Origin of the sequence: Streptomyces atriruber (assembly GCF_001418325.1) — a bacterium.
Taxonomy (GTDB): Bacteria; Actinomycetota; Actinomycetes; order Streptomycetales; family Streptomycetaceae; genus Streptomyces; species Streptomyces atriruber.
Window position 1 is genome coordinate 1 of the sequence record NZ_LIPN01000320.1, and the last position, 26,386, is coordinate 26,386.

20 protein-coding genes and 1 pseudogene are annotated in these 26,386 nt (G+C 71.8%); 10 read left to right on the top strand and 11 right to left on the bottom strand.

From position 1 onward, the window contains the following. Window positions 1-547, top strand: a 547-nt coding sequence (locus tag AOK03_RS29365) for a glycoside hydrolase family 3 C-terminal domain-containing protein (protein ID WP_208609620.1), incomplete at its 5' end; no start/stop codon positions are given. A gap of 113 nt (window positions 548-660) precedes the next feature. Beyond that, complete coding sequence (locus AOK03_RS29370; protein ID WP_107098136.1) at window positions 661-1,326, top strand: hypothetical protein; 666 nt, start codon at window positions 661-663, stop codon at window positions 1,324-1,326. Between the two features lie 98 nt (window positions 1,327-1,424). On the opposite strand, the gene AOK03_RS29375 is transcribed toward AOK03_RS29370, so the two are convergent. The 7 genes from AOK03_RS29375 to AOK03_RS29405 form a co-directional block, all read right to left on the bottom strand. Further along, entirely contained in the window at window positions 1,425-2,882 is a 1,458-nt protein-coding gene (locus tag AOK03_RS29375) for an alpha/beta hydrolase family protein (RefSeq protein WP_055568389.1), read from the bottom strand. Window positions 2,883-2,984: 102 nt separating this feature from the next. Next, complete coding sequence (locus AOK03_RS29380) at window positions 2,985-3,392, bottom strand: hypothetical protein (RefSeq protein WP_055568390.1); 408 nt, start codon at window positions 3,390-3,392, stop codon at window positions 2,985-2,987. A 101-nt stretch (window positions 3,393-3,493) separates the two neighbouring features. Further along, a complete protein-coding gene (locus AOK03_RS29385) occupies window positions 3,494-7,231 on the bottom strand; it encodes an ABC transporter ATP-binding protein (protein ID WP_079075025.1) in 3,738 nt (1,245 codons plus the stop codon). A gap of 168 nt (window positions 7,232-7,399) precedes the next feature. Continuing rightward, a complete protein-coding gene (locus AOK03_RS29390; RefSeq protein ID WP_055568392.1) occupies window positions 7,400-8,338 on the bottom strand; it encodes a serine hydrolase in 939 nt (312 codons plus the stop codon). Between the two features lie 100 nt (window positions 8,339-8,438). Then, window positions 8,439-10,127, bottom strand: a complete 1,689-nt coding sequence (locus AOK03_RS29395) for a thiamine pyrophosphate-binding protein (RefSeq protein WP_055568393.1) — start codon at window positions 10,125-10,127, stop codon at window positions 8,439-8,441. Beyond that, window positions 10,124-11,107 (bottom strand): agmatinase, encoded by a 984-nt coding sequence (speB, locus tag AOK03_RS29400; protein WP_055568394.1) that lies wholly within the window; start codon window positions 11,105-11,107, stop codon window positions 10,124-10,126. The genes AOK03_RS29395 and speB overlap by 4 nt, the downstream gene beginning before the upstream one ends. A 51-nt stretch (window positions 11,108-11,158) precedes the next feature. Then, the gene (locus AOK03_RS29405) at window positions 11,159-12,628 is read right to left on the bottom strand and encodes a sodium:solute symporter family protein (protein WP_055568395.1); all 1,470 of its coding nucleotides are present in this window, start codon (window positions 12,626-12,628) and stop codon (window positions 11,159-11,161) included. Between the two features lie 178 nt (window positions 12,629-12,806). Here AOK03_RS29405 and AOK03_RS29410 point away from each other — a divergent pair, with 178 nt between their 5' ends. Together AOK03_RS29410 and AOK03_RS29415 are read left to right on the top strand one after the other, a co-directional pair. Continuing rightward, window positions 12,807-14,273 (top strand): PucR family transcriptional regulator, encoded by a 1,467-nt coding sequence (locus AOK03_RS29410; RefSeq protein WP_055568396.1) that lies wholly within the window; start codon window positions 12,807-12,809, stop codon window positions 14,271-14,273. Between the two features lie 240 nt (window positions 14,274-14,513). Further along, window positions 14,514-15,302, top strand: a complete 789-nt coding sequence (locus AOK03_RS29415; protein WP_208609621.1) for a phosphatase — start codon at window positions 14,514-14,516, stop codon at window positions 15,300-15,302. Here AOK03_RS29415 and AOK03_RS29420 read toward each other — a convergent pair. From AOK03_RS29420 to AOK03_RS29435, 4 genes are all read right to left on the bottom strand, one after another. Then, complete coding sequence (locus AOK03_RS29420; RefSeq protein ID WP_055568398.1) at window positions 15,263-16,234, bottom strand: cation diffusion facilitator family transporter; 972 nt, start codon at window positions 16,232-16,234, stop codon at window positions 15,263-15,265. The two genes, AOK03_RS29415 and AOK03_RS29420, sit on opposite strands and share 40 nt — an antisense overlap. Window positions 16,235-16,254: 20 nt before the next feature. Further along, entirely contained in the window at window positions 16,255-17,115 is an 861-nt protein-coding gene (locus AOK03_RS29425) for an acyl-CoA thioesterase (protein WP_055568399.1), read from the bottom strand. 36 nt (window positions 17,116-17,151) lie between these two features. Next, window positions 17,152-18,309 carry an acyl-CoA dehydrogenase family protein gene (locus AOK03_RS29430; protein ID WP_055568400.1) on the bottom strand — a complete coding sequence of 386 codons (1,158 nt, stop codon included), beginning with the start codon at window positions 18,307-18,309 and terminating at the stop codon, window positions 17,152-17,154. A 94-nt stretch (window positions 18,310-18,403) separates the two neighbouring features. Then, a complete protein-coding gene (locus tag AOK03_RS29435; protein ID WP_055568401.1) occupies window positions 18,404-18,994 on the bottom strand; it encodes an SACE_7040 family transcriptional regulator in 591 nt (196 codons plus the stop codon). A gap of 86 nt (window positions 18,995-19,080) precedes the next feature. Here AOK03_RS29435 and AOK03_RS29440 point away from each other — a divergent pair, with 86 nt between their 5' ends. The 6 genes and pseudogenes from AOK03_RS29440 to AOK03_RS29465 all read left to right on the top strand — a co-directional run. Next, on the top strand, window positions 19,081-20,697 hold the full coding sequence (locus AOK03_RS29440; protein ID WP_055568402.1) for a carboxyl transferase domain-containing protein: 1,617 nt from the start codon (window positions 19,081-19,083) through the stop codon (window positions 20,695-20,697). Between the two features lie 13 nt (window positions 20,698-20,710). Next, window positions 20,711-22,648, top strand: a complete 1,938-nt coding sequence (locus tag AOK03_RS29445) for an acetyl/propionyl/methylcrotonyl-CoA carboxylase subunit alpha (protein WP_055568406.1) — start codon at window positions 20,711-20,713, stop codon at window positions 22,646-22,648. Between the two features lie 74 nt (window positions 22,649-22,722). Beyond that, window positions 22,723-23,676 carry a hydroxymethylglutaryl-CoA lyase gene (locus AOK03_RS29450; protein ID WP_055568407.1) on the top strand — a complete coding sequence of 318 codons (954 nt, stop codon included), beginning with the start codon at window positions 22,723-22,725 and terminating at the stop codon, window positions 23,674-23,676. Window positions 23,677-23,682: 6 nt separating this feature from the next. Next, the gene (locus tag AOK03_RS29455) at window positions 23,683-24,837 is read left to right on the top strand and encodes an acyl-CoA dehydrogenase family protein (RefSeq protein WP_055568403.1); all 1,155 of its coding nucleotides are present in this window, start codon (window positions 23,683-23,685) and stop codon (window positions 24,835-24,837) included. Window positions 24,838-24,948: 111 nt separating this feature from the next. Next, window positions 24,949-25,995 (top strand): ABC transporter substrate-binding protein, encoded by a 1,047-nt coding sequence (locus AOK03_RS29460; RefSeq protein ID WP_055568404.1) that lies wholly within the window; start codon window positions 24,949-24,951, stop codon window positions 25,993-25,995. A gap of 125 nt (window positions 25,996-26,120) precedes the next feature. Beyond that, window positions 26,121-26,386: pseudogene (locus AOK03_RS29465) on the top strand (pyridoxal-dependent decarboxylase); the annotation flags it as partial.

Sequence of the window (26,386 nt, forward strand, 5' to 3'; positions counted from 1 at the left end):
CTCCGGCACCACGGGCCCGCCGACCACGGTCCTCGCGGGCGCCCTGAACAGCCTGGGCTTCCAGGCCGTGACCCTGCCGACCGGAACCGCCCCCGACGAGGCGGCGATCGAGAAGGCGGTGGCGGCCGCGCAGGGCCAGGACGCCGTCCTGGTGGCGACGTACAACATCACCACGCACACCACCACGAAGGACAACACCCAGGCGGCGAACACCGCCTTGGACACCGCCTCGGACGACGCCCCCCACGCCCGCGCCCACCGGGCCACGGACCCGAGCGAGAACACCCAGCCCGCCCTCGTCGCCGCCCTCAAGGCCACCGGCCTGCCCGTCATCACCCTCGCGATCCGCAACCCCTACGACGTGGCGCACCAGCCCCCCGTCGACGCCGCACTCGCCTCGTACTGCTGGACCGACGTGGAACTCCGCGCCGCCGCACGGGTGATCGCGGGCCGGACCGCGCCGCAGGGGCGGCTGCCCGTGCCGGTGCGGCGGGCGGACGATCCGACGCAGGTGCTGTACCCGATCGGGCACGGACTGACGTACTGACACGTACGCCGCATAGTCGGCGCACCACCCCCAAGAGACCCAAAGCCCCCCGCGCGCCTGGCGTGCGCCCGCTCCGGCAGGTCACGCTGGGTGCACGTATCGGGGGGATGGTCATGATTGCCTGCACCACGGGGCGGCCGCTGGCGGCCGTGGGGGCGGTCTGCGCCCTGCTGATCGCCACCGCGACGGTATTGACGGGCTGCCAGAACTCGCCGGGCCCGGGTCCCAGGGGTTCCCCGTCGGGGAGCAGCGGCAATCCCGGCCCGGCCGCCTCCCGCCCCTCCGCTCTCGGCACCGAGTTCCTCGCCGTGGACGAATGCAGTTCGCGGGGGCGCGCGTCGTTCACTGAGGTGCCGTGTACGAGCGAGCGGGCCGCTGCGAGGGTCACGGCGCGCTACGACGGCACGGTCAGACAGGGCCCCGCCTGCCCGGCCCGCACGGACTTCGTGCTGCACGTCAGCGAGAGCAGGCCCGCGGTCGACGAGGACGGCGACGGCGAGGTCCCGCAGGGCTACGCCTGCATGCGGAACCTGGAGCCGCCGCACCCCGGTGACCCGGGCCGCGGCGGCGGTCCGCGGACGATCGTCGGCGACTGTGTGTACGGCGCGGGGCGCGGCGAGGTGCGGGAGACGGCCTGCGACGGCTCCGGCAAGCGGCGCCCGGAGTACCGGGTGTCGTCGGCGGTGCGGAACCGGTCGGCGTGCCCCGCCGTCACGCAGCTCTACGTCACGCTGGGCGGCGCGCGCCCGATCGGATGCGCGGTACAAGTGCCGAAGTGACACGGGGGTGCCGGAGGACCGACCGGCCCTCCAGCACCCCCGCCCACCGACGCACAGCCTCAGGGCTCACGGCCTCACGGCCTTAAGGCCTCAAGGCCTCAAGGCCTCAGCGTCTGCTCCTTGCGCACGTCCCGCCGGTCCAGCTTCTTGTCGTACGCGGCCAGCGGCTTGCCCGAGGACGAGGACACCCCGGCCCACGCCTGGATCCGCTGTGTCGCCTTCGCCTTGTCGGCGGCGACGAGCTGCGCCACGTTCGCACCGTGGTTGGCGCCGGGCGCCGTGAAGACGTACGAGTCGTGCTTGGCGCCCCGCGCGGGCTTGAACTGCTCGGCGCCCCACGGGTCGTACTCGCCGTAGACGTACATCATCCGGTTCGCGTTGTGCTTCACCCAGCGGTCGACGTCCCGCATGGCGTTGGGCTTGAACTTCATCGGGATGTCGCGCGGCACGAAGTTCCGCGGCGGCTGGTAGCCGTAGCGGCTGAGGTCGCCGAGCCAGGGCTGCCCGATGTTGGGGGAGCCGAGTTCGGTGCCCGCCTGGTAGTAGTACGGCGTGTAGGGCTCCAGGCCCTGGTCGGTGTAGGAGGACCAGCCGCCCACCGAGTCGACGTAGTCGAAGAGCGCCTGGTCGGTCGCGGTGGCCGCGTCCGGGATCGTCCCACAGGCGGTGGCGGCGGGCTGGTACTGCCAGAAGCCCCACACGAGGTCCATGACGACGGCCTCGAAGGCCTTGTCCAGCGTGCCGACGGTCTTGAAGGTGTAGCCCTCCGCCTCGGCGTAGGCCGCGAGCTTCGCGCGCAGCGGCTCCCGGCGCACCAGCGCCTCGCGCTGCACGTCCTGGATCCTGGTGCGGCACTCCCGCGGTCCGACGCCGTCGAGGAACTCGTCGTACGCCGAGTCCTCCTTGTCGACCACGTCGTTGGGCGCCACGTAGGCGACGACGCCGTCCATGTCACGCGGGTAGAAGCGCTCGTAGTACGTGGCGGTCATGCCGCCCTTCGAGCCGCCGGTGGCCAGCCACTTCTTGCCGTAGATCGGCTTCAGCGCCTGGTAGATGCGGTGCTGGTCGCTGGCGGCCTGCCAGATGTCGAGCTTGGACCAGTCGGCCGGCTGCGGGCGCGAGGGCGTGAAGTAGCGGTACTCCATGGAGATCTGGTTGCCGTCGACGATCTGCGTCGGCTCGCGGCGGCTGGGCGTCGTGGAGACGCTGTAGCCGCTGGTGTAGTAGACCGTCGGGCGGTCGGTCTCCTTGTGCAGCACGGTCAGGCGCTGCTTGAAGGTGCCCTTGGACGGGTGCCGGTGGTCCACCGGCTGGGTGTAGTTGAGGACGAAGAAGCGGTAACCGGGGTACGGCTTCTCCTCGATCAGGCTCATGCCGGGTACGGCGAGCAGCCTGTCCTTGATGTCGGTGCTGTTCGTGCCACCGGTGTCGCTCGCCTCGGCGACGTCCGTCCCGCCCGGTTCCGCGGCCGTCGCCGCCCCGGTCGTCGCTCCGGCCGCGCCCACCGTGCCTATCAGCACCACGAGCGACAGCACCCATCTGAGCGTTCTACGCATGCACCCTCCCCTGTCGACACAGCAATGCCCCGGAACCTAACGGAGCAACTGGGTCCACACCAGGGGGAGTTATCGGGACATTCCGCGGTCACATGCCGGACTTCAGCAGAGGATCCAGCCCGAACTGACCCCGCGCCCGTCGATCTTCCCCGTCACCCACACGCAGCGGTGGCCCGCGTGGACCGTCACCGGGCCCGCTCGGTGGGTGTAGCGGCCCTTGTCGCGGGCGGGCCTGCCGCCGCGGGCCTTGACGCTGACGGACATCGTCTTGCGGGCGCCGGTGTGCTTGGCGATGGCCACGGCACAGACGTAGCCGCGGGACTTGAAGACGTCGACGCGGCCGGTGCTGAAGGGGAGGGCGCGCACCTTGCGGCCCGCGCAGAGGCCGTCGACGGCTTGCGCCGAGGCGGTGCCGGGGCCCGCGAGGGAGAGGAACACGGCGGCTGCGAGCACGGCGGTGCCGAGCGTCAGCCGCCGTCGTATCCGACCACTGCTCCGCCCACTGCTCACGGTTGCCCCTCCCGCCACTCCAGCCTCAACGTTCTGAGGTACGGACGCAGCCCACGCCCCTTGCGGTTGCGGGATCCCGACCCCTTTTTTCCACCGGCTGCTCAGGCCGCCTCGACCGGCTCGCCCACGAACGTCCGCCACAGTCGCGCGTACCGTCCGTCCAGCGCGAGGAGCTCCTCGTGCGTGCCGTCCTCGGCGACCCGGCCGTGGTCCATCACGACGACGCGGTCGGCGCGGGCGGCCGTGGTGAGGCGGTGCGCGACGACGAGCGTGGTGCGCCTGCCCGCGATGCGGTCGGTGGCCTGGTTGACCTGCGCCTCCGTGGCGAGGTCGAGGGCGGCCGTGGCCTCGTCGAGGAGCAGGATGTCGGGGTCGACCAGTTCGGCGCGGGCGAGCGCGATCAGCTGACGCTGTCCCGCGGAGAGGTTGCGGCCGCGCTCGCTCACCTCGTGGAGGTAGCCGCCGTCCAGGGTGGCGATCATGTCGTGCGCGCCGACCGCGCGGGCGGCGGCCTCGACCTGGGCGTCGGTGGCGTCGGGGCGGCCGTAGGCGATGGCGTCGCGGACCGTGCCCGCGAAGAGGTACGCCTCCTGCGGCACGACACCGAGGCGGTGGCGGTACGAGGTGAGGTCGAGGGAGCGCAGGTCCGTGCCGTCGACCGTGACCCGGCCGCCCGTGGGGTCGTAGAAGCGGGCGACGAGCTTCACCAGCGTCGACTTGCCCGCGCCGGTCTCGCCGACGAAGGCGACGGTCTGTCCGGCGGGGATCCGCAGGCTTACGTCGCTGAGCGCCTCCTCGGGGTCGCCGTCGCCGGTCGCCGCGTACGCGAAGTCCACGTCCTCGAAGGCGATCTCGCCGCGCAGCGAGAGCACCTCCATGGGCTCGTCCGCGGCCTTCGTCGACGTCGGCTCCTGGAGCAGCTCCTGGATGCGGCCGAGCGAGACGGTCGCCTGCTGGTAGCCGTCGAAGACCTGGGAGAGCTGCTGCACGGGGGCGAAGAACAGGTCGATGTAGAGGAGGTAGGCGACGAGCGCACCGGTCGTCAGCGTGCCCGCCTCGACCCGGCCCGCGCCCACGATCAGCACGGCGACGACGGCGACGGAGGACAGGAGCTGCACGAACGGGAAGTACACGGAGATCAGCCACTGGCCGCGGATGCGGGCCTGGCGGTAGCTGTCGCTGTTCTCGGCGAACCGCTCGACGCCCGCGCGCTCGCGCCGGAAGGCCTGCACGATGCGCAGCCCGGCGACGGACTCCTGGAGGTCGGCGTTGACCACGGAGACGCGCTCGCGGGCCAGTTCGTACGCCTTCACGCTGGACTTGCGGAAGAAGTAGGTGCCGACGATCAGCAGCGGCAGCGTCGCGAAGACGACGAGCGCGAGCTCCACGTCGATGACGAGCAGGGCGACCATGATGCCGAAGAAGGTGACGACGGAGACGAACGCGGTGACGAGTCCGGTCTGCAGGAACGTGGACAGCGCGTCCACGTCGGTCGTCATCCGGGTCATGATGCGCCCGGTCAGCTCCCGCTCGTAGTAGTCGAGCCCGAGCCGCTGCAGCTGCGAGAAGATCTTCAGCCGGAGCGAGTACAGGACCCGCTCCCCCGTGCGTCCGGTCATCCGCGTCTCGCCGGTCTGCGCCGCCCACTGCACGACGACGGCGGCGAGCGCGAGCCCGGAGGCGGCCCAGACGGCGCCGAGCGCGAGCTCGCTGACGCCCTCGTCGATGCCGTGCCGGATCAGGACGGGCAGCAGCAGCCCCATGCCCGCGTCGACGGCGACGAGCAGCAGGCTGAACAGCAGCGGCACGCCGAATCCGGCGAGCAGCCTGCGCAGCCCGTACGACTCCTCGGGCGTGACGGCCCGTGCCTCGTCGATGCCGGGGGTGTCGGTGGCCGGGGGCAGCGCGTCGACCTGGGCGAGGAGTTCGGGCGTGGACGGCATTCCGGCGAGGGCGGGGTCCTTGGCGCTCTTGGCGTCCCGGTCGCCGGTCCACAGGGCGGGCGTGATGCCGCGCTCCGCGTCGAACTCGGCGTCGAGCTCCTCGCGTACGGAGGTGTCCTCGGGCAGGTCGGCGGGGAGGGCGTGGCCCGGGGACACGCCGCCGAGCTCGTCGGGGTCGGTGAGCAGCCGCCGGTAGAGGGCGGAGCGCTCCTCCAGTTCCGCGTGCGTGCCGAGGTCGGCGAGGTGTCCTTCGTCGAGGACGGCGATGCGGTCGGCGAGGCCGAGGGTGGAGCGGCGGTGGGCGATGAGGAGGGTGGTCCGGCCCGCCATCACGCCCCGCAGCGCCTCGTGGATCTCGTGCTCCACGCGCGCGTCGACCGCGGAGGTCGCGTCGTCGAGGACGAGGAGGCGGGGGTCGGTGAGGATGGCGCGGGCGAGCGCGATGCGCTGGCGCTGGCCGCCGGAGAGGGTGAGGCCCTGCTCGCCGACCTTGGTGTCGTACCCCTCGGGCAGGTCGGATATGAATCCGTCGGCCTGGGCGGCGCGCGCGGCGGCCTCGATCTGGTCGCGGGTGGCCTCCGGGTGGCCGTAGGCGATGTTGGCGCCGACGGTGTCGGAGAAGAGGAAGGAGTCCTCGGGGACGAGGCCGATGGCGGAGCGCAGGGAGTCGAGGGTCAGCTCGCGCACGTCGTGGCCGCCGATGAGGACGGCGCCGTGCGTCACGTCGTAGAAGCGCGGCAGGAGCAGCGAGACGGTCGACTTGCCGCTGCCGGAGGAGCCGACGACGGCGAGGGTCTCGCCGGGGCGGATCTCGAAGGAGAGCCCGTCGAGGACCGGGCGGGTGTCGTCGTACGCGAAGCTCACGTCGTCGAACTCGACCGTCGCCGGGGCGTCGGCGGGCAGCTCCTTGCGGCCGTCCGTCATGCTCGGCTCGGTGTCGATCAGTTCGAGGACCCGCTCCACGCCGGCGCGGGCCTGCTGGCCGACGGTCAGGACCATGGCGAGCATGCGCACGGGTCCGACGAGCTGGGCGAGGTAGGTGGAGAAGGCGACGAAGGTGCCGAGCGTGATCTCTCCCTTGACCGCGAGCCAGCCGCCGACGGCCAGCATGGCGACCTGGCCGAGCATGGGGACGGCCTGCAGGGCGGGGGTGTAGCGGGAGTTGAGGCGGACGGTCCGCAGCCGTCCTGCGAAGAGCTTGCGCCCGACCTCCCGGAGCTTCCCGGTCTCCTGCTCCTCCTGTCCGAAGCCCTTCACCACGCGTACGCCGCTGACGGCGCCGTCGACCACTCCGGCGACGGCGGCGGCCTGGGCCTGCGCGTACCAGGTGGCGGGGTGCAGGCGGGAGCGGGAGCGGCGGGCGATGACCCAGAGGGCCGGGGCGACGGCGAGGGCGACGAGGGTGAGCGGCAGCGAGAGCCACGCCATGATCACGAGGGAGATCACGAAGAGCAGGATGTTGCCGATGGTCATCGGCAGCATGAAGAGCAGGCCCTGGATGAGCTGCAGGTCGCTGGTGGCGCGGCCGACGACCTGCCCGGTGGACAGCTCGTCCTGGCGCCGCCCGTCGAGCTTCGTGATCGTGCCGTACATCTCGGTCCGCAGGTCGTGCTGGACGTCGAGGGCGAGGCGGCCGCCGTAGTAGCGGCGGATGTAGGTGAGGACGTAGACGACGAGGGCGGCGCCGATCAGGGCGCCCGCCCAGGGGCCCATGGAGCGGCCGCCGCCCTCCCCGTCCCGGCCTATGACGTCATCGATGATGACCTTGGTGATCAGGGGCACGAGGGCCATGACGGCCATGCCGCCGAGCGAGGAGCCGAGCGCGAGCACGACGTCCTTCGGATACCGCCATGCGTACCCGGTGAGTCGCCGTGCCCATCCCCGTTGCTCTGCCACCAGCTGCCTCCCGTCGACCTGACCTGCCGAGAGGCCCAACACGGCGAGGCGCGATTTTCATCCCACCGCAACAAACCCGCGCCCCGTAAGGGGCGCGGGGCTCTGACGTGTGGGGCTCCGCCGCGTGGGCGCGACAAGCCACGACGGCGCCGCGGCCGAACGAGAGACTCAGGCGCCGGGCACGGCCACGAACGCCTCGCGCGGCGCATCCGTGGGGGCGTACCTGTTCGCCGAGGAGGCGCGGGGCGTCAGATCCTTGTGGATGGCCTTGGCCACCCCCTGGATCGTGGCGACGCCGTAGTTCATCGTGCCGTTGCCGTGCGTGAGCACGGAGATCGTGTAGTCGTGGCCGCCGCCCTTGAACGCCCCGATGCTGTGCACGCGCCACCCGTGGGTCGACCGCTGCAGCCAGCCGTTCTTGACGTGGATGGAGACGCCGGAGGGCGTGCCCGCGGGGGTGCCCCAGCGCTGCGAGGGCGTGACCTTGCCCATGAGCTTGAGGACGTACGCGCGGGAGGCGTCGGTCAGGACGGTGTTCTTGCCGGTGACCAGGGCGAGGAGCTTCTGCTCGTCGGTGACGTTGATCCGGGTGAGGCCCCAGTAGCCGCCGGATCCCGGCACGGTCTTGGTCATCTTGGCGGCGCGGAGGAAGCCCTTGACCTTGGTCACGCCGAGCTGGCGCCACAGGGTGCTGGTGGCCGCGTTGTCGGACTTGGTGATCATGGCGGTGGCCAGGCTCTTCTCCCTGGACGTCAGCGACCGGCCGGTCTTCTGGGCGTCCCACAGGAGCGTGGCGAGGACGGTCGTCTTGACGACGCTCGCCGAGTCGAACGAGGTGGTCGAGCGCAGGGTGCAGGTGGTGCCGGTGGTGCGGTCGTGGAGGCCGACCGCGACGGTGCCCTTGCGGTTCTTCAGCGCCGCCGTGATGTCCTTCTTGAGCTTGGCGGCCAGGCCCGACTGCGCGGAGCTGCAGGTGACCTGCGGCGCGGGCGCGGCGACGGCGGGCGCGGCGGTCGCGACCGCGCCGAGCGGCACGAGCACCCCGGCGGCGAGACCCGCCGAGAGCACGCGGGCACGCCTGGATATACCGGATGTCCGGTGAGTCATGGAGCTTCCCATCCCCTGTGTGCGAAACGAGTGCGCCCCCGGCGCACTCGCCCCACATGACTCACCGCTACCGGTGAATGGTTGTACGAAACCTGGCCGATCAGCCCAGATGTGTCGGAGCGAACATCCGCAGCAGCGCCGGAAGCACCACGACCGATGGCCCCGGCTCGGCCAGCGCCTTCGCCAGGTCGTCCCGGAGCGTCTCCGGGGTCGTCCGGACCCCCGGCACCCCGAAGGACTCCGCGAGCGCCACGAAGTCCGGCCGCGCCAGCTCCGTGGCCGTCGCCTCGCCGAAGGCGTCGGACATGTACTCGCGCAGGATGCCGTAGCCGCCGTCGTCGACGATCAGCCAGGTCACGTTCAGCCCGTACTGCCTGGCCGTCGCCAGCTCCGCGATCGAGTACATCGCGCCGCCGTCGCCCGAGACGGCGAGGACCGGATGGGAGGGGTCCGCGACCGCCGCGCCGAGCGCCGCCGGGAAGCCGTAGCCGAGGCCGCCCGCGCCCTGCGCCGAGTGCATGGTGTTGGGGCGCCGCGCGTCGAAGGCGGACCAGGCCCAGTACGCGAGGATCGTCATGTCCCAGAAGGACGGCGACGCGTCCGGCAGGGCCTCGCGGACGGCGGCGAGCACCTGCTGCTCCAGGGCGAGATCCTGGGCGTCGATGCGCTCGCGGACCTTCGCGAGGACCGTGGCGACCCGCTCGGGGGCGTCGGCGTCCTCCCTGGGCTCCTCGATGGTCTCCAGGAGCGCGGACAGGGCGGTCCGCGCGTCCGCGTGGATGCCGAGCGCGGGGTGGTTGGACTCCAGCTTCCCGGCGTCCGCCTCGATCTGGATCACCCGGCCGCGGGGCGCGAACGTGTGGTAGTTCGAGGAGAGTTCACCGAGGCCCGACCCGACCACCAGCAGGACGTCCGCGTCCTCCAGGAAGTCCGTGATGTGGCGGTCCTCCAGCCAGGACTGCAGCGAGAGCGGGTGTTCCCAGGGGAAGGCGCCCTTGCCGCCGAAGGTCGTGACGACGGGGGCGTTCACGAGCTCGGCGAGCGCGCGCAGCTTGCCGCTCGCGTCGGAGCGCACGACGCCGCCGCCCGCGATGATCGCGGGACGCTCCGCGCGCGCCAGCAGGTCGGCGGCGACCGCGGTCAGCTCGGGGCGCGGCACGACGTCCTCGGGCGTCGCGTCCATCGCGGTGACGACCGGCAGCGTCGTCCCGGCGAGGAGCACGTCCTGCGGGATCTCCACCCACACCGGGCCGTGCGGCGCGGTGAGCGCCGACTCCCAGGCCGCGGCGACGGCGGACGGGATCTGCGAGGCCGTACGGACCGTGTGGACGGACTTCACGACGTCCCTGAACGAGGCCTGCTGGTCGCGCAGTTCGTGCAGATAGCCGTGGCGGCCGCCGCCGAGCCCGGCCACCGGGACCTGGCTGCCGATCGCGAGGACCGGCGAGGAGCCCGCGGCCGCCTCCTGGAGCGCGGCGAGCGAGGTGAGCGCGCCGGGCCCGGTGGAGAGGAGCAGCGGGGCGACCTCGCCGGTGATGCGGCCGTACGCGTCCGCGGCGAAGCCCGTGTTGTTCTCGACGCGGAACCCGACGTACGAGAGCGAGGAGCGGCGCAGCGCGTCGAACATGCCGAGCGCGTGCTGGCCGGGGAGGCCGAAGACGGTGGTCGCGCCGAGTCCGGCGAGGGTCTCCATGACGAGGTCGCCGCCGTTGCGCCCGGCGGGCGGGTTCAGCGCGGCCTCGGTCTGCGCGGCGGTGGGCCGCAGCACGACGTCGTGGTCGTGGCTCACCGCTCGCTCACCGTCCCGCGGGCCTCCGCGATCTGGCGGGACATGATAGTGGTCAGTTCGTACGCCGTGTGGGAGGCGGCCACCGCGGTGATCTCCGCGTGGTCGTAGGCGGGGGCGACCTCGACGACGTCGGCGGAGACGAGGTTGCAGGAGGCGAGGCCGCGCAGGATCTCCAGGAGCTCGCGGGAGGTCATGCCGCCGGCCTCCGGCGTGCCCGTGCCCGGCGCGTGGGCCGGGTCGAGGCAGTCGATGTCGATGGAGATGTAGAGCGGGCGGTCGCCGATGCGCTGGCGCAGCTGGTCGGCGACCTCGTCGGCGCCGCGGCGGTAGATGTCCGCCGAGGTGACGATGCCGAAGCCCATCTTCTCGTCGTCGGTGAGGTCCTTCTTGCCGTACAGCGGGCCGCGTGTGCCGACGTGGGAGAGCGCCTCGGTGTCGAGGATGCCCTCCTCGACGGCGCGGCGGAACGGGGTGCCGTGGGTGTACTCGGCGCCGAAGTAGGTGTCCCAGGTGTCCAGGTGCGCGTCGAAGTGGAGCAGGGCGACCGGGCCGTGCTTCTTGGCGACCGAGCGGAGCAGCGGCAGCGCGATGGTGTGGTCGCCGCCGAGGGTCATCATGCGGGCGCCCGAGCCGAGGAGGTCGTCGGCGGCGGCCTCGATGGTCTCCACGGCCTCGTTGATGTTGAACGGGTTGGCCGCTATGTCACCGGCGTCCGCGACCTGCGCGAGCGCGAAGGGCGAGGCGTCCTGCGCCGGGTTGTAGGGGCGCAGGAGGCGGGAGGCCTCACGGATCGCGTTGCCGCCGAAGCGGGCGCCGGGACGGTACGAGACGCCGGTGTCGAAGGGCACGCCGACCACCGCGACATCCGTCCTGCCGCCGACCTCGTCGAGGCGGGGCAGCCGGGCGTACGTCGCCGGGCCCGCGTACCGCGGGATGCGGGAGGAGTCGACGGGGCCGCGAGGCGTCTCGTTGCTGCTCATGGAATGCCTTCCTATTTACGCTTCGATGCGCTTTGTGGGCGCTTTCTGACTCTACTGAGGTGCGGGGGCCGGTTCGGCCACGGGCTCGGCGCCGCGTCCCGCGAGCCGCTCGCGCCAGGTCGCGAGGACCGCCGCGTCGGTCGGCTTCGTGGCGAGGGAGACGACGACGTACACCGCGAGGGAGGTCAACAGGCCGTAGTAGATGGGCTCGTTGGCGAGGATCCCGTACCCCCACATCAGCCCGACGACGGAGAGCCCACCGGCGGCGATGGCCGCGAGCGCGCCCTCGGCGGTGCCGCGCTTCCACAGCAGCCCGCCGAGGATCGGCACGAGGAGACCGGCGACGAGCAGGTTGTAGGCGACGGTCAGCGCCTGGACCACGTCGTTGAGGGCGATGGCGATGCAGACGACGCCGATGCCCATGAGCAGGATGAAGAGGCGGTTGCCCTTCACCTCGTCGTGCGGCTGCTCGCCCGCTGCGTCGGCCTTGACGACCCCGCGCAGCCGCGACCAGATGTCGTTGTTGGCGACGGTGGCGCAGGCGATGAGCGCGCCGGAGGACGTCGACATCACGGCGGCGAGCGCCGCGGCGAGGACCAGGCCGCGCACGCCCATGGGCAGCTCGTCCTTGACCATGGTCGCGAAGGCCGCGTCGGCGCTCGGCAGCTTCGGGTACATGACCTTGGCGGCGGTGCCGATCACGGCGCCCGCGAGCGCGTAGACGAGGCAGTAGGTACCGGCGACGGTGCCGCCGTAGCGGGCGACCTTGTCGCTGCGGGCGGTGAACACGCGCTGCCAGATGTCCTGGCCGATGAGCATGCCGAACGTATAGATCAGTACGTACGTGAAGATCGTCTCGCCGCCGATGCCCAGCGGGTCGAAGTACTCGGTGGGCAGCTTGGCCTTCATCTCGCCGAAGCCACCGGCCTTGACGACCGCGATGGGCAGCAGGAGAAGCAGCACGCCGACCGTCTTCACCACGAACTGCACCATGTCGGTGAGCGTGATGGACCACATGCCGCCGAGCGTCGAGTACGCGACGACGATCGAGCCGCCGAGGACGATCGCGAGCGTGCGGTTCATGTCGAAGATGACGTCGAAGATCGTGGCGTACGCGATGGTCGAGGTGACCGCGAGCATCAGCGTGTACGCCCACATGACCACTCCGGAGATGACGCCCGCGCGCCCTCCGTAGCGCAGGTCGAGCATCTCGGAAACGGTGTAGACCTTCAGGCGCGCGATGCGGGCGGAGAAGAACACGCTCAGCGCGAGCAGTCCGAGGCCGATGGTGAAGACCATCCAGGCGCCGGAGAGCCCGTACTGGTAGCCGAGGCCGACGCCGCCGATCGTGGAGGCGCCGCCGAGGACGATCGCCGCCATGGTCCCGGAGTACATCCAGGGCCCGAGGCGCCGCCCGGCGACGAGGAACTCGCTCTTGGACTTGGCGCGGCGCATGCCCCACCAGCCCATGGCCAGCATCCCGGCGAGATAGACGACGATCACTGTGTAGTCGACGGCCATTGGGGGGCCTCCTTCGCGCACCTCGGTGGCGTGTCGTGCAGATGGGGGTGAGGACCGGCCGCGGGGACATCCGCCCGTACCCGTGGCCTGCGGTCGGCACGACCTTAAGTGGCCGGAAAGCAACGCTGAAGTGTACGTTTCCTCCACTCTCCGCGACCCAGACGGATGGAACGTCCATATGGCCGACCCCACGGCTCCGCCCACCCCGCCCGTCCCGCTCGCCGCGCTGCTGGCCCGCGAGGACCTGGGCCTGCGACAGCTCGCCGGGCCGGACGCGCAGGCCGCGGACACGGCCGTGCAGTGGGTGCACACCTCGGAGATGGCGGACCCCTACCCGTACCTGCTCGGGGGCGAGCTGCTGCTCACCGCGGGCGTGCACATCACCGACCCGACGGGCGCGGGCGGCTCCCTCGACGCCTATGTGGCCCGCATCGTCGCGGCGGGCGGCGCGGCCCTCGGCTTCGGCGTCGCACCCGTGCACGACACGGTGCCGCCCGCTCTGGTGGCGGCCTGCGACCGCTACGGCCTGCCGCTCCTCGAAGTCCCGCCCCGCACCACGTTCAGCGGGGTCGCCCGCGCGGTGTGGCGGCTGATGGCCGAGGCCAGGCACACCGAACTGCGCCGGGTGACGGAGGCGCAGCAGGGCCTCGCCACGGCGGCGGCCAGACCCGACCCGGTCCCCGCCGTCCTGCGCCAGCTCGCGGCGCGGCTCGGCGGCCTCACCGTCCTGTACGGGCCCGACGGCACGGAGCTCCAGACGGCGGGGCAGGCGCCGCACGCGGCCCGGGACGCGCTGCGGGAGCTGACCGGCGTCGTGCGGCGCACCGCGCCCGCCGCCCCGGCGTCCGCGGCCGACACGGCGGGCGCCACCCATCTGGCCGCCTATGCGCTGGGCGGCGGGCGCGGTTTCGCGCTCGGGGTCGCCACGGACCGCCGCGGACCGGGCGACCACACCATCGCGGGAGCCGCGGTCGTGCTGCTCTCGCTCCTCACCGGGGAGCACCAGGGAGCCTCCGAGGCAGCCCGCTCGGCGGCTCTCGTGCGGCTGCTGGTCGGCGCGCCCGCGGAGGAGACCGGCCCCCTCCTGGGGAGCGATCTCTGGACCGTGGTGCACGCGCGCGGGGCCCACACCCCGCTGGCCGCCTCCGCGCTCGCCGCGGCGCTCGGCAGCGGCCTGGTCGACCCGCGCGGCGACGGCGACGCGGTACGCCTCCTCGTCCCCGCCGACCGCGAGATCACCCCTCTGGAGGGCTGGACCCTCGGCGCCTCCGCCCCGGCCCCGACCGCCGGGCTCGCGGCGGCCGACACCCAGGCGGCCCGCGCCCTGCGCCGCGCGGAGGCCACCCGGACCCCCCTCGTGCGCCGGCGCGCGTGCGCGGGCGTCGCCGACCTGGTGGACCCCGAGGAGGCCGACGCCCACGCACGCGCGCTGCTCGCCCCGCTCGCCGAGAACGAGGCCCTGACGGACACCCTGCGCACCTGGCTGTCCCTCCACGGCAGCTGGGACCGCACGGCCGTGGCACTCGGCGTCCACCGCAACACGGTCCGCCAACGCATCACCCGCTGCGAAGCACTCCTGACCACAGACCTGAACGACCCGGACACCCGCATGGAACTCTGGTTCGCCCTGAACAGAGCCCACTGAGAACGCCGCCTGGAGGGCAGGTTAGTGGGGCGCTCGTTAAGGGGGCGACGTTAGGGGGCGCAGGTTAAGGGGCGCGGGGAACTGCGCGCCAAGCCGCCACAAACCCGCACCCGAAGGCTGGGAAGCCACCCCCAAAGGGGCGCGAGGAACGGCGCGCCAAGCCCCCACAAACCCGCGCCACAGCCGCAGGCTGACCCACTCCGCCCCTGCGCAGAGCACTCGTCCCGCACAATGAGAGGCATGCCCATACCCAGCCGTGCCGCGCTAGTCGACCACCTCGTCCGCACCCGCATCGCGGGCGACGTCGCCACGCCCCGCGACAACAACCTCAGCCACTACAGGAAGCTCGCGAACGGCGACCGCCACTACTGGCTCGGTCTGGAGCTCGGCGACCGCTGGACCGACGAGCAGGACGTCCTCGCGGTGATGGCCGAGCGCTGCGGCGTCGTCGACGACCCGCAGCACCGGCACGGCCAGGACACGATCGACCCGGAGCTGACCGTCGACGCACTGGAGCGGATGGCGGCCCGGCTGCGCAAGGCGGCCGCGGGCAAGGAGCGGGTGCTCTTCGCCACCGGCCACCCGGGAGGGCTGCTCGACGTGCACCGCGCGACGGCCGCCGCCCTGCGCGCGGCGGGCTGCGAGATCGTCGTGATCCCCGAGGGCCTGATGGCCGACGAGGGCATGGTCTTCCAGTTCGCGGACGTGGCGATGCTGGAGCGCGGCGCCACGCTGTGGCACACGCACTCCCCCGAGCCGATGAACGCGATCCTGGACGGCCTGGAGCGCGAGGGCCGCCCGCTGCCCGACCTCGTCGTCGCCGACCACGGCTGGGCGGGGCGCGCGGGCCAGCGCGGCCTGGACTCCGTCGGGTACGCGGACTGCAACGACCCGGCGCTGTTCATCGGCGAGGCCGAGGGCACCGTGCAGGTGACCGTGCCGCTCGACGACCACGTCACGAGCCCGCGGCACTACGACCCGATGACGGCCTACCTGCTGGACGCGGCGGGGCTGACGCCCGGCTCCTGAGCCGGGCCCGGCGTCGGGTCCAGATAGACCCGTCGAACCGCGGGGAAGCGCTCCTGGATGCGGTGCGCCATCCGGTCGCAGGCCCGCTCGATGTCCCCGGCGCTCGACACGTCCCGGAAGTCGACCTTCGCGGCGACCAGTGCCTCCTTGGGGCCCTGGAGAAGCGTGGTCAGCTCCAGGACGCCCACGACGTGCGGGTCGGCGAGCAGTTCGGCCCGCACCGCGGCCCGCATCTCCGGCGGCAGCGGACGCCCGATGAGGAGCTCGGAGTTGGCGTGCCCGAGGACCCAGGCGACGTACACGAGCAGCACGCCGATGCAGAGCGAGGCGATGCCGTCCCATGCGCCGGACCCGGTGAGCTGGCCGCCGAGGAGGCCGCCCGCGGCGAGCAGGAGGCCCACCAGCGCCGCCGAGTCCTCCATCACGACGGCCTTGACCGCGGTGTCGGGGGTGTGGCGCAGATAGCGCTTGATGTGCACTCCGAAGCGGTCGGCCTCGCCGCGCGCCTGCTTGAGGCCGGTGCGCAGCGAGTAGCCCTCCAGGAGGAAGGCGATGCCGAGCACGATGTACGAGACGAGCGGGTCGCCGGGGTCCTCGCCGTGGGTGAGCGTGTGGATGCCGTCGTAGACGGCGAAGACGCCGCCGCCGACGAAGGTGGCGACGGAGGCGAGCAGCGCCCAGATGTAGCGGGCGCCGCCGTAGCCGAGCGGGTGCTCCTCGTCGGCGGGCTTGTCACTGGCCTTCAGGGAGACGAGCAGCATCAGCTCGGTGACCGTGTCGGCCACGGAGTGCGCCGCTTCGGAGAGCATGGCGCTGGAGCCGCTGAGGACGCCCGCGACGGCCTTGGCCAGCGCGATCCCGAGGTTGGCGGTGGCGGCGACGACGACGGTGAAGGTGCTCTCGCCACCCGCCTCTGACGGTTGCTCGCTCATGTCTCGGACGGTATGTCCGATCAGCGGGGAACGCGAACGACGCCCTCCTGGATGACGGTGACCGCGAGCCGCCCGTCCTGCGTCCAGATCCGCGCCTGGCCGAGGCCGCGCCCGCCGGAGGACGACGGCGACTCCTGGTCGTAGAGCAGCCACTCGTCCGCGCGGAAGGGCCGGTGGAACCACATCGCGTGGTCGAGCGAGGCGCCGACGACGTCGCCGACCGCCCAGCCGCCCCTGCCGTGGGCGAGCAGCACCGAGTCGAGGAGCGTCATGTCGGAGACGTACGTGGCGAGGCAGACGTGCAGCAAGGAGTCGTCGGCGAGCTTGCCGTTGGCGCGGAACCACACCTGGGAGCGCGGCTCGCGCGGCTGTCCGACGGTGCCCCACGGGGGCACGTCCACGTAGCGCAGGTCGACGGCGGCGCGGGCCTCCACGAGCCGCTCGGCGACGTGCGCGGGCAGATGGCGCGGCAGCATCTCGGCGGCGGTGGGCAGCGTCTCCGGGTCGGGGGCGTCCGGCATGGCGGCCTGGTGCTCCAGGCCCTCCTCGTACGTCTGGAAGGACGCGGAGAGGTGGAAGATCGGCTGCCCGTGCTGGACGGCGACGACGCGGCGCGTGGTGAAGGAGCGGCCGTCGCGGATCCGGTCCACGGAGTACACGATCGGGGCGCCCGGGTCCCCGGGACGCAGGAAGTACGCGTGCAGGGAGTGGGCGGGCCGAACGTCGGGGGCGGTGCGGCCCGCGGCCACCAGGGCCTGCGCGGCGACCTGGCCGCCGAAGACGCGGGGCACGATGGACGAGCGGCTCACACCCCGGAAGATGTCCTCCTCGATCTGCTCCAGGTCGAGCAGATCGAGGAGGCCCTCAAGTGCCTGGTTCATGAACGCAGTTCTACAGGGCTGTCTTCGCGGACCGGGTCACAGACCCATGTTCTTGGCGATGATCATCTTCATGACCTCGCTGGTGCCGCCGTAGATGCGGTTGACGCGGTTGTCCGCGTACAGGCGGGCGATCGGGTACTCGTTCATGAAGCCGTAGCCGCCGTGCAGCTGGAGGCACTTGTCGATGACGCGGTGCGCGACCTCGGTGTTGAACAGCTTCGCGGAGGCGGCCTCGGCGGCGGTCAGCTCGCCCGCGTCCAGGGCCTCCAAGGCGCGGTCGGCGACGGCCTCGGCGGCGTCCACCTCGGCCTGGCAGGCGGCCAGCTCGAACTTGGTGTTCTGGAAGGAGGCGACCGTCTTGCCGAAGACCGTGCGGTCCTGGACGTACTCCTTGGCGAACCGGACGGCGGCCTTGGCCTGCGCGTACGCCCCGTAGGCAATGCCCCAGCGCTCGGAGGGCAGGTTGCTGCCGAGGTAGTAGAAGCCCTTGTTCTCCTCGCCGAGGAGGTCCTCGACGGGCACCTTGACGTCGACGAACGCGAGCTCGGCGGTGTCGGAGGTCCGCAGGCCGAGCTTGTCGAGCTTGCGGCCGATGGAGTAGCCCTCGGACTTGGTGTCGACGGCGAAGAGGGAGATGCCGAAGCGGCGGTCCTCGGCGGTCGGCGCGGCGGTGCGGGCGCAGACGATCACGCGGTCGGCGTGGACGCCGCCGGTGATGAAGGTCTTGGAGCCGTTGAGGACGTAGTGCGTGCCGTCCTCGGAGAGCTTGGCCGTGCTCTTCATGCCCGCGAGGTCGGAGCCGGTGCCCGGCTCGGTCATCGCGAGGGCCCACATCTCCTCGGCGGAGACGAACTTCTCCAGGTAGCGCTTCTTCTGCTCGTCGGTGGCGAGCGCCTTGATGTAGGGCAGGGCGAGCAGCACGTGCACGCCGGAGCCGCCGAAGGTGACGCCCGCGCGGGCGGTCTCCTCGTACTGGATGGCCTCGAACTTGTGGGTGTCCAGGCCGGCGCCGCCGAACTCCTCGGGGACGTTGATGCCGAAGAGGCCCAGCTCGGCGAGCTTGTAGTAGAACTCGCGCGGCACCTGCCCGGCGGCGAACCACTCGTCGTGGACCGGGACGACCTCGGCCTCGATGAAGGCGCGCAGGGTCTCCCGGAACGCCTCGTGGTCCTCATTGAAAACGGTACGGCGCACGGAGAACTCCCTCTGCCTGCATCTGCCTACGTCGACTAAGCGCTTGCTCAGAGCAAGGTTACCCGGCAGTCACCAGAGCGTCCAGAGATGCGTGTCACTCGGCGGCGGCCTCGAAGGCCCCCCGGGCCAGGCGGTGCAGGAGTTCCGCCATCGCAGCCCGGCTGGGCAGCGCGTCGCGGCGGCTCAGGTGCGGCGTCGAGTTCAGCAGACCGAAGACCGCGTGCACGGCCACGCGCGCCGCGTTCTCGGCGAGGTCCGGGTAGACCTTGCGGACGACGTCGACCCAGATCTCCACGTACTGCCGCTGGAGCTGGCGGACCAGCTTGCGGTCGCTGTCCCGCAGACGGTCCAGCTCGCGGTCGTGCAGGGTGATCAGGGAGCGGTCGTCGAGCGCGAAGTCGATGTGCCCCTGGATGAGCGCGTCGAGGACCCGCTCGGGCGGTCCGCCCACGTCGGCCACGCAGCGCTTGCCGCCCGTCAGGAGCTGCCCGCTGATGCCGACGAGCAGCTCGGCGAGCATCGCGTCCTTGCCCGCGAAGTGCCGGTAGAGGCCGGGCCCGCTGATGCCGACGGCGGCTCCTATCTCGTCGACTCCGACTCCGTGGAAGCCACGCTCGGCGAAGAGCCGGGCGGCCTCCTTGAGGATCTGCTCGCGCCGGGTGGGGGCGTCGGTTCTCGTGGCCATGGAATTGATTCTAGACAGGCCGGTTAGCGGTCGTTAACCTGAATGAAACCGTTAACGGTCATTAACCGAGCAAGGGGGCTCGACTGATGCGGCAGGCACCAGTGCTGGCGAGCGCGGCTGACCCCGCGTCCGAGGCATGGCGGGCGAACGAGGCGGCGCACACCGCCCTCGTCGACGAGCTGCGGGCCAAGCTCGCGGCGGCCGCTCTCGGCGGCGGCGAGCGGGCGCGGGCCCGCCATGTGGCACGCGGCAAGCTGCTGCCCCGCGACCGGGTGGACACGCTCCTCGACCCGGGCTCGCCCTTCCTGGAGCTGGCCCCCCTCGCGGCCGACGGGTTGTACGGCGGAGATGCCCCCGCGGCCGGTGTCGTCGCAGGCATCGGCCGCGTCTCGGGCCGCGAGTGCGTGATCGTCGCCAATGACGCCACCGTCAAGGGCGGCACGTACTACCCCATGACGGTGAAGAAGCACCTCCGCGCCCAGGAGGTGGCTCTGGAGAACCGCCTCCCGTGTCTCTACCTGGTCGACTCGGGCGGCGCCTTCCTGCCGATGCAGGACGACGTCTTCCCCGACCGCGAGCACTTCGGCCGGATCTTCTACAACCAGGCGCGCATGTCCGGCGCCGGTATCCCGCAGATCGCCGCCGTCCTCGGCTCCTGCACGGCCGGCGGGGCGTACGTGCCCGCGATGAGCGACGAGGCGGTGATCGTGCGCGAGCAGGGCACGATCTTCCTCGGCGGCCCGCCCCTGGTGAAGGCCGCCACCGGCGAGGTCGTCACGGCCGAGGAGCTGGGCGGCGGCGAGGTGCACTCGCGCACCTCCGGCGTCACCGACCACCTCGCCGAGGACGACGCCCACGCCCTGCGCATCGTGCGCACGATCGTCTCGACCCTCCCCGAGCGCGCCCCGCTGCCGTGGGCGGTGCAGCCCGTCGAGGAGCCCAAGGTCGACCCCCTGGGGCTGTACGGCGCGGTGCCCACGGACTCCCGCACCCCCTACGACGTGCGGGAGGTCATCGCCCGCGTGGTCGACGGCTCCCGCTTCGCCGAGTTCAAGTCGGAGTACGGGACGACGCTGGTCACCGGCTTCGCCCACATCCACGGCCACCCCGTCGGGATCATCGCGAACAACGGCATCCTGTTCTCCGAATCCGCCCAGAAGGGCGCCCACTTCATCGAGCTCTGCGACCAGCGCGGCATCCCCCTGGTCTTCCTGCAGAACATCTCCGGCTTCATGGTCGGGCGGGACTATGAGGCGGGCGGCATCGCCAAGCACGGCGCGAAGATGGTCACGGCCGTCGCCTCCACCCGCGTGCCGAAGCTGACGGTCGTCGTCGGCGGTTCGTACGGCGCGGGGAACTACTCGATGTGCGGCCGGGCCTACAGCCCCCGCTTCCTGTGGATGTGGCCGAACGCCAAGATCTCCGTGATGGGCGGCGAGCAGGCCGCCTCCGTCCTCGCCACGGTCAAGCGCGACCAGCTGGAGGCCCGCGGCGAGCAGTGGAGCGCCGAGGACGAGGAGACCTTCAAGGACCCGATCCGCGCGCAGTACGAAGCCCAGGGGAACGCCTACTACGCCACGGCCCGCCTCTGGGACGACGGCGTGATCGACCCCATGGAGACCCGGCAGGTGCTGGGTCTGGCCTTGACCGCGTGCGCGGGCGCCCCCTTGGGCGAGCCCGGCTTCGGCGTCTTCCGGATGTGAGGAACGAATGACGATGTTCGACACGGTTCTGGTCGCCAACCGGGGCGAGATCGCGGTCCGCGTGATCCGGACGCTGCGGGAGATGGGCGTCCGCTCGGTCGCCGTCTTCAGCGACGCGGACGCGGACGCCCGGCACGTGCGCGAGGCCGACACGGCGGTGCGGATCGGCCCCGCGGCCGCCACCGAGAGCTATCTGCGGGTGGACCGCATCCTGGAGGCGGCGGCGAAGTCCGGCGCCCAGGCGGTCCACCCGGGGTACGGCTTCCTGGCGGAGAACGCGGAGTTCGCGCAGGCCTGCGCCGACGCGGGCCTGACCTTCATCGGCCCGCCCGCCGGGGCCATCTCCCTCATGGGAGACAAGATCCGCGCCAAGGCGACCGTGCGGGCGGCCGGTGTGCCGGTCGTCCCCGGCTCCTCGGGCAGCGGCCTGACGGATGCCCAACTGGCCGACGCGGCGCGCGAGATCGGTACTCCGGTGCTGCTCAAGCCGAGCGCGGGCGGCGGCGGCAAGGGCATGCGCCTGGTCCGGGACGAGGCGCTCATCGCCGACGAGATCGCGGCGGCCCGCCGTGAGGCCCGCGCCTCCTTCGGCGACGACACGCTGCTCGTGGAGCGGTGGGTCGACCGCCCCCGGCACATCGAGATCCAGGTCCTCGCGGACGGCCACGGCAACGTGGTGCACCTCGGCGAGCGCGAGTGCTCACTCCAGCGCCGCCACCAGAAGATCATCGAGGAGGCGCCGAGCGTCCTCCTCGACGAGGCCACGCGCGCGGCGATGGGCGAGGCCGCGGTCCAGGCGGCCCGCTCGTGCGGGTACGCGGGCGCGGGCACGGTCGAGTTCATCGTCCCCGGCGGCGACCCGTCGTCGTACTACTTCATGGAGATGAACACCCGCCTCCAGGTGGAGCACCCCGTCACGGAGCTGGTCACCGGCCTCGACCTCGTGGAGTGGCAGCTGCGCGTGGCGGCGGGCGAGCCGCTGCCGTTCACCCAGGACGACATCACGCTCACCGGGCACGCGGTGGAGGCCCGCATCTGCGCCGAGGACCCCTCGCGCGGCTTCCTGCCCTCCGGCGGCACGGTCCTCGCGCTGCACGAGCCGCAGGGCGACGGCGTGCGCACCGACTCCGGCCTGAGCGAGGGCACCGAGGTCGGCAGTCTCTACGACCCGATGCTGTCGAAGGTCATCGCGTACGGCCCGGACCGCGCGACGGCCCTGCGCAAGCTGCGCGCCGCCCTCGCCGACACGGTCACCCTCGGCGTCCCGACGAACGCGGGCTTCCTGCGCAGGCTCCTCGCCCACCCGGCCGTGGTCGCGGGCGAGTTGGACACGGGCCTGGTGGAGCGCGAGGCGGACGGCCTGGTCCCGGACGGCGTGCCCGACGAGGTGTACGAGGCGGCGGCAGCGGTCCGCGAGGACGCCCTCGCACCCACCGGCGACGGCTGGACCGACCCCTTCTCGGTGCCGAGCGGCTGGCGGCTCGGCGGCACCCCGGCGACCGTGACGCACTGGCTCAAGGCCGCGGGACTCGAACCCGTCACACACCGCCTGCGCGGCACCGGGCACACCGTCACCCCCGACCGCGTGCGCGTCACCGTCGACGGCACCCTGCACACCTTCCGCCGCGCGCAGGACTGGCTCGGCCGGGACGGCGACGCCTGGCACGTGCAGGACCACGACCCCGTCGCCGCCTCCCTCACCGGCGCCGCGCACGCCGGAGCGGACGCGCTCACCGCCCCCATGCCCGGCACCGTCACCGTCGTGAAGGTCTCCCCCGGCGACACGGTGGCCGCGGGCCAGAGCCTGCTGGTCGTCGAGGCGATGAAGATGGAGCACGTCATCTCCGCCCCGCACGCGGGCACCGTCACGGAGCTCGACGTCACCCCGGGCACGACCGTCGCCATGGACCAGGTCCTCGCCGTCGTCACCCCCGAGGAGGAGCAGGAATGACCAGCACCGAACCGACGTCCGCGCCGGACGCCCCGGGAGCCGACCCGCTCGAGCTGGCGTCCGCACCGCTCCCCATGGTCGTGCCGACCCGCGGCCTGCCGTCCCACGTCCGCATCCACGAAGTGGGCGCCCGCGACGGCCTGCAGAACGAGAAGACGGTCGTCCCCACCCAGATCAAGGCGGAGTTCATCCACCGCCTCGCCGACGCGGGCCTGACCACCGTCGAGGCGACCAGCTTCGTGCACCCCAAGTGGGTTCCCCAACTGGCGGACGCCGAGCAGCTGTTCCCGCTCCTCGGCGACCTCCAGGGCGTCCACCTGCCGGTCCTGGTGCCGAACGAACACGGCCTGGACCGCGCACTCGCGCTCGGCGCCCACCGCGTCACCGTCTTCGCCAGCGCCACCGAGTCGTTCGCCAGGGCCAACCTCAACCGCACGGTGGACGAGGCCCTCGCGATGTTCGCGCCGGTGGTCGCCCGCGCACGGGAGCAGGGCGTGCACGTCCGCGGCTATCTGTCGATGTGCTTCGGCGACCCGTGGGAGGGCGCCGTGCCCATCTCCAAGGTCGTCCGCGTCTGCCGTGCCCTGATCGACATGGGCTGCGACGAGCTGAGCCTCGGCGACACGATCGGCGTGGCCACGCCGGGCCACGTCTCGGCGATGCTCGCCGCGCTGAACGCGGTCCAGGTGCCGACCGAGCGCATCGGCGTCCACTTCCACGACACGTACGGCCAGGCACTCACCAACACCCTCGCCGCCCTGCAGCACGGGGTGACGACGGTGGACGCGTCCGCGGGCGGCCTCGGCGGCTGTCCGTACGCGAAGAGCGCCACCGGGAACCTCGCCACCGAAGACCTCGTGTGGATGCTGCACGGCCTCGGCATCGACACCGGGGTCGACCTCGTCCGCCTCAGCGCCACCAGCGCCTGGATGGCCGACCAGTTGGGCCGACCCAGCCCGTCCCGCACCGTCCGTGCCCTCACGGCCCGCTCGCACGACGAGCAGACCGCCTCCCACCAGGAGCAGTGAACAACGATGGACCACCGCCTGAGCCCCGAGCACGAGGAACTGCGCCGCACGGTAGAGGCGTTCGCGCACGACGTCGTCGCCCCCAAGATCGGCGACTTCTACGAGCGCCACGAGTTCCCCTACGAGATCGTCCGCGAGATGGGCCGCATGGGTCTGTTCGGCCTGCCCTTCCCGGAGGAGTACGGCGGGATGGGCGGCGACTACTTCGCGCTGGGCATCGCCCTGGAGGAGCTCGCGCGCGTCGACTCGTCCGTGGCGATCACCCTGGAGGCGGGTGTCTCCCTCGGCGCGATGCCGCTGCACCTCTTCGGCACGGAGGAGCAGAAGCGCGAGTGGCTGCCGCGGCTGTGCGCGGGCGAGGCCCTCGGCGCGTTCGGTCTGACCGAGCCGGACGGCGGCTCGGACGCGGGCGGGACGCGCACGACGGCGGTGCGCGACGGCGACGAGTGGGTGATCAACGGCTCCAAGTGCTTCATCACCAACTCCGGCACGGACATCACCGCTCTGGTCACCGTCACCGCCGTCACCGGCCGCAAGGACGACGGGCGCCCGCTGATCTCCTCGATCATCGTGCCGTCCGGGACGCCCGGGTTCACGGTCGCGGCGCCCTATTCGAAGGTGGGGTGGAACGCCTCGGACACCCGAGAGCTGTCCTTCTCGGACGTCCGCGTCCCGGTGGCGAACCTCCTCGGCGAGGAGGGCCGCGGGTACGCGCAGTTCCTGCGCATCCTCGACGAGGGCCGGATCGCGATCTCGGCGCTCGCCACCGGTCTCGCCCAGGGGTGTGTGGACGAGTCCGTGAAGTACGCGCGCGAGCGGCACGCCTTCGGCAGGCCGATCGGCGCGAACCAGGCCATCCAGTTCAAGATCGCCGACATGGAGACCCGGGCGCACATGGCCCGCGTGGGGTGGTACGACGCGGCGTCCCGGCTGGTCGCGGGCGAGCCCTTCAAGAAGCAGGCGGCCATCGCCAAGCTCTATTCGTCGACGGTCGCGGTGGACAACGCCCGCGAGGCCACGCAGATCCACGGCGGGTACGGCTTCATGAACGAGTACCCCGTCGCCCGCATGTGGCGGGACTCGAAGATCCTGGAGATCGGCGAGGGCACGAGCGAGGTGCAGCGCATGCTGATCGCCAGGGAGCTGGGCTTCGCGAGCTGATCGCGGCCGTACCGCGAAGGGGCCGCCGGGCTTCGAGTTAGCTTAGGTTAGCCTAAGCTCTAATTCCGGCCAGCGGCCCCGCCGCCGTACGTCACGAAAGCAGAGATCCCCATGCGCCAGGTCCGCCTCCCCCAGCCTTCCCGCCGAGGCGTCCTCGCCGCCGGCGGCGCCCTCGGCCTCACCGCCTTCCTGGCGGCCTGCGGCAGCGAGAAGAAGGACGGCTCCGGCAAGACCGAGGGCGGCGGCAAGACCGGCCCCTGGAGCTTCAAGGACGACCGCGGCCAGACCGCGAAGCGCGACGCGACACCCAAGAACATCGTGGCGTTCACGGGTGTCGCCGCCGCCCTGTTCGACTACGGCATCGAGGTCAAGGGCGTCTTCGGCCCGACGAAGACCAAGGACGGCAAGCCCGACGTCCAGGCCGGCGACATGGACATCAGCAAGCTGACGATCATCGGCAACGAATGGGGTCAGTTCAACATCGAGAAGTACGCGGGCCTCGCGCCCGACGTACTGCTCTCCACGATGTTCGACGACAAGGGCACCCTCTGGTACGTCCCGGAGGAGAGCAAGGACAAGATCCTCAAGCTCGCCCCGAGCGTCGGCATCAGCGTCTACGACCGCCAGCTCACCCAGCCACTGCAGCGCATCCTGGAGCTCGCCGAGTCGCTCGGCGCCGATGTGAAGGCCGACAAGGTCGTCAAGGCGAAGAAGCGCTTCGAGGACGCGTCCGAGCGGCTGCGCAAGGTCGCCAAGGCACACAAAGACATCAAGGTCCTCATCGGCTCCGCGAGCCAGGACCTGTTCTACGTCTCCGGTTCGAACCTCTCCGTCGACCTGGAGTACTTCAAGGCGCTCGGCGTGAACATCATCGAGCCGCCGGAGAGCGCCAAGAAGGCGTCCGGCGGCTGGTTCGAGAACCTGAGCTGGGAGACCGTCAACAAGTACGACGCGGACGTCATCATGATGGACAACCGCTCCTCCGCCCTCCAGCCGGCCGACCTCGACAAGTCCAAGCCGACCTGGAAGAAGCTGCCCGCGGTCAAGGCCGGACAGGTCATCCCGCGCGTCGCGGAGCCGATCTTCTCGTACGACAAGTGCGCACCGATCCTCGAGGACCTCGCCGACGCGATCGAGAAGGCGAAGAAGCTGAAGTAGCGACCGCCGCCCGCCGCCCCCTCCACTCCCGGAGGGGGCGGTTTCGTTTTCCGGGCCGGAGCACCAAAGAGAGTTGAGATTAGGTTAGGCTTACCTAAGTCAATCCCTCACCCGGAGGACAGTTCATGCGCTCGCACCTGCTCAACGGCACCACCGCGGAGCGGTACCGCAGCTCCGTGACCGAAGGAGTCGAGCGGGTGGCCGCCCGACTCGCCACCGCCTCCCGCCCGTTCACCGCCGCCTCCGCCGACGGCCTCGCACCCCGCATCGACGCCGTCGACCTGGACGAGCCCCTGCACGACACCCGCGCGGCCCTCGACGAACTCGACGAGCTGTACCTGCGCGGCGCGGTGCGCGCCCACCACCCCCGCCACCTCGCCCACCTGCACGC

Bases quoted from the DNA above. Each gene is read 5' to 3' on its own strand.
- AOK03_RS29370 (WP_107098136.1), top strand. From the start codon at position 661: ATGATTGCCTGCACCACGGGGCGGCCGCTGGCGGCCGTGGGGGCGGTC.
- AOK03_RS29375 (WP_055568389.1), bottom strand. From the start codon at position 2,882: ATGCGTAGAACGCTCAGATGGGTGCTGTCGCTCGTGGTGCTGATAGGC.
- AOK03_RS29390 (WP_055568392.1), bottom strand. From the start codon at position 8,338: ATGACTCACCGGACATCCGGTATATCCAGGCGTGCCCGCGTGCTCTCG.
- speB (WP_055568394.1), bottom strand. From the start codon at position 11,107: ATGAGCAGCAACGAGACGCCTCGCGGCCCCGTCGACTCCTCCCGCATC.
- AOK03_RS29405 (WP_055568395.1), bottom strand. From the start codon at position 12,628: ATGGCCGTCGACTACACAGTGATCGTCGTCTATCTCGCCGGGATGCTG.
- AOK03_RS29410 (WP_055568396.1), top strand. From the start codon at position 12,807: ATGGCCGACCCCACGGCTCCGCCCACCCCGCCCGTCCCGCTCGCCGCG.
- AOK03_RS29415 (WP_208609621.1), top strand. From the start codon at position 14,514: ATGCCCATACCCAGCCGTGCCGCGCTAGTCGACCACCTCGTCCGCACC.
- AOK03_RS29420 (WP_055568398.1), bottom strand. From the start codon at position 16,234: ATGAGCGAGCAACCGTCAGAGGCGGGTGGCGAGAGCACCTTCACCGTC.
- AOK03_RS29425 (WP_055568399.1), bottom strand. From the start codon at position 17,115: ATGAACCAGGCACTTGAGGGCCTCCTCGATCTGCTCGACCTGGAGCAG.
- AOK03_RS29435 (WP_055568401.1), bottom strand. From the start codon at position 18,994: ATGGCCACGAGAACCGACGCCCCCACCCGGCGCGAGCAGATCCTCAAG.
- AOK03_RS29440 (WP_055568402.1), top strand. From the start codon at position 19,081: ATGCGGCAGGCACCAGTGCTGGCGAGCGCGGCTGACCCCGCGTCCGAG.
- AOK03_RS29445 (WP_055568406.1), top strand. From the start codon at position 20,711: ATGTTCGACACGGTTCTGGTCGCCAACCGGGGCGAGATCGCGGTCCGC.
- AOK03_RS29450 (WP_055568407.1), top strand. From the start codon at position 22,723: ATGGTCGTGCCGACCCGCGGCCTGCCGTCCCACGTCCGCATCCACGAA.
- AOK03_RS29455 (WP_055568403.1), top strand. From the start codon at position 23,683: ATGGACCACCGCCTGAGCCCCGAGCACGAGGAACTGCGCCGCACGGTA.
- AOK03_RS29460 (WP_055568404.1), top strand. From the start codon at position 24,949: ATGCGCCAGGTCCGCCTCCCCCAGCCTTCCCGCCGAGGCGTCCTCGCC.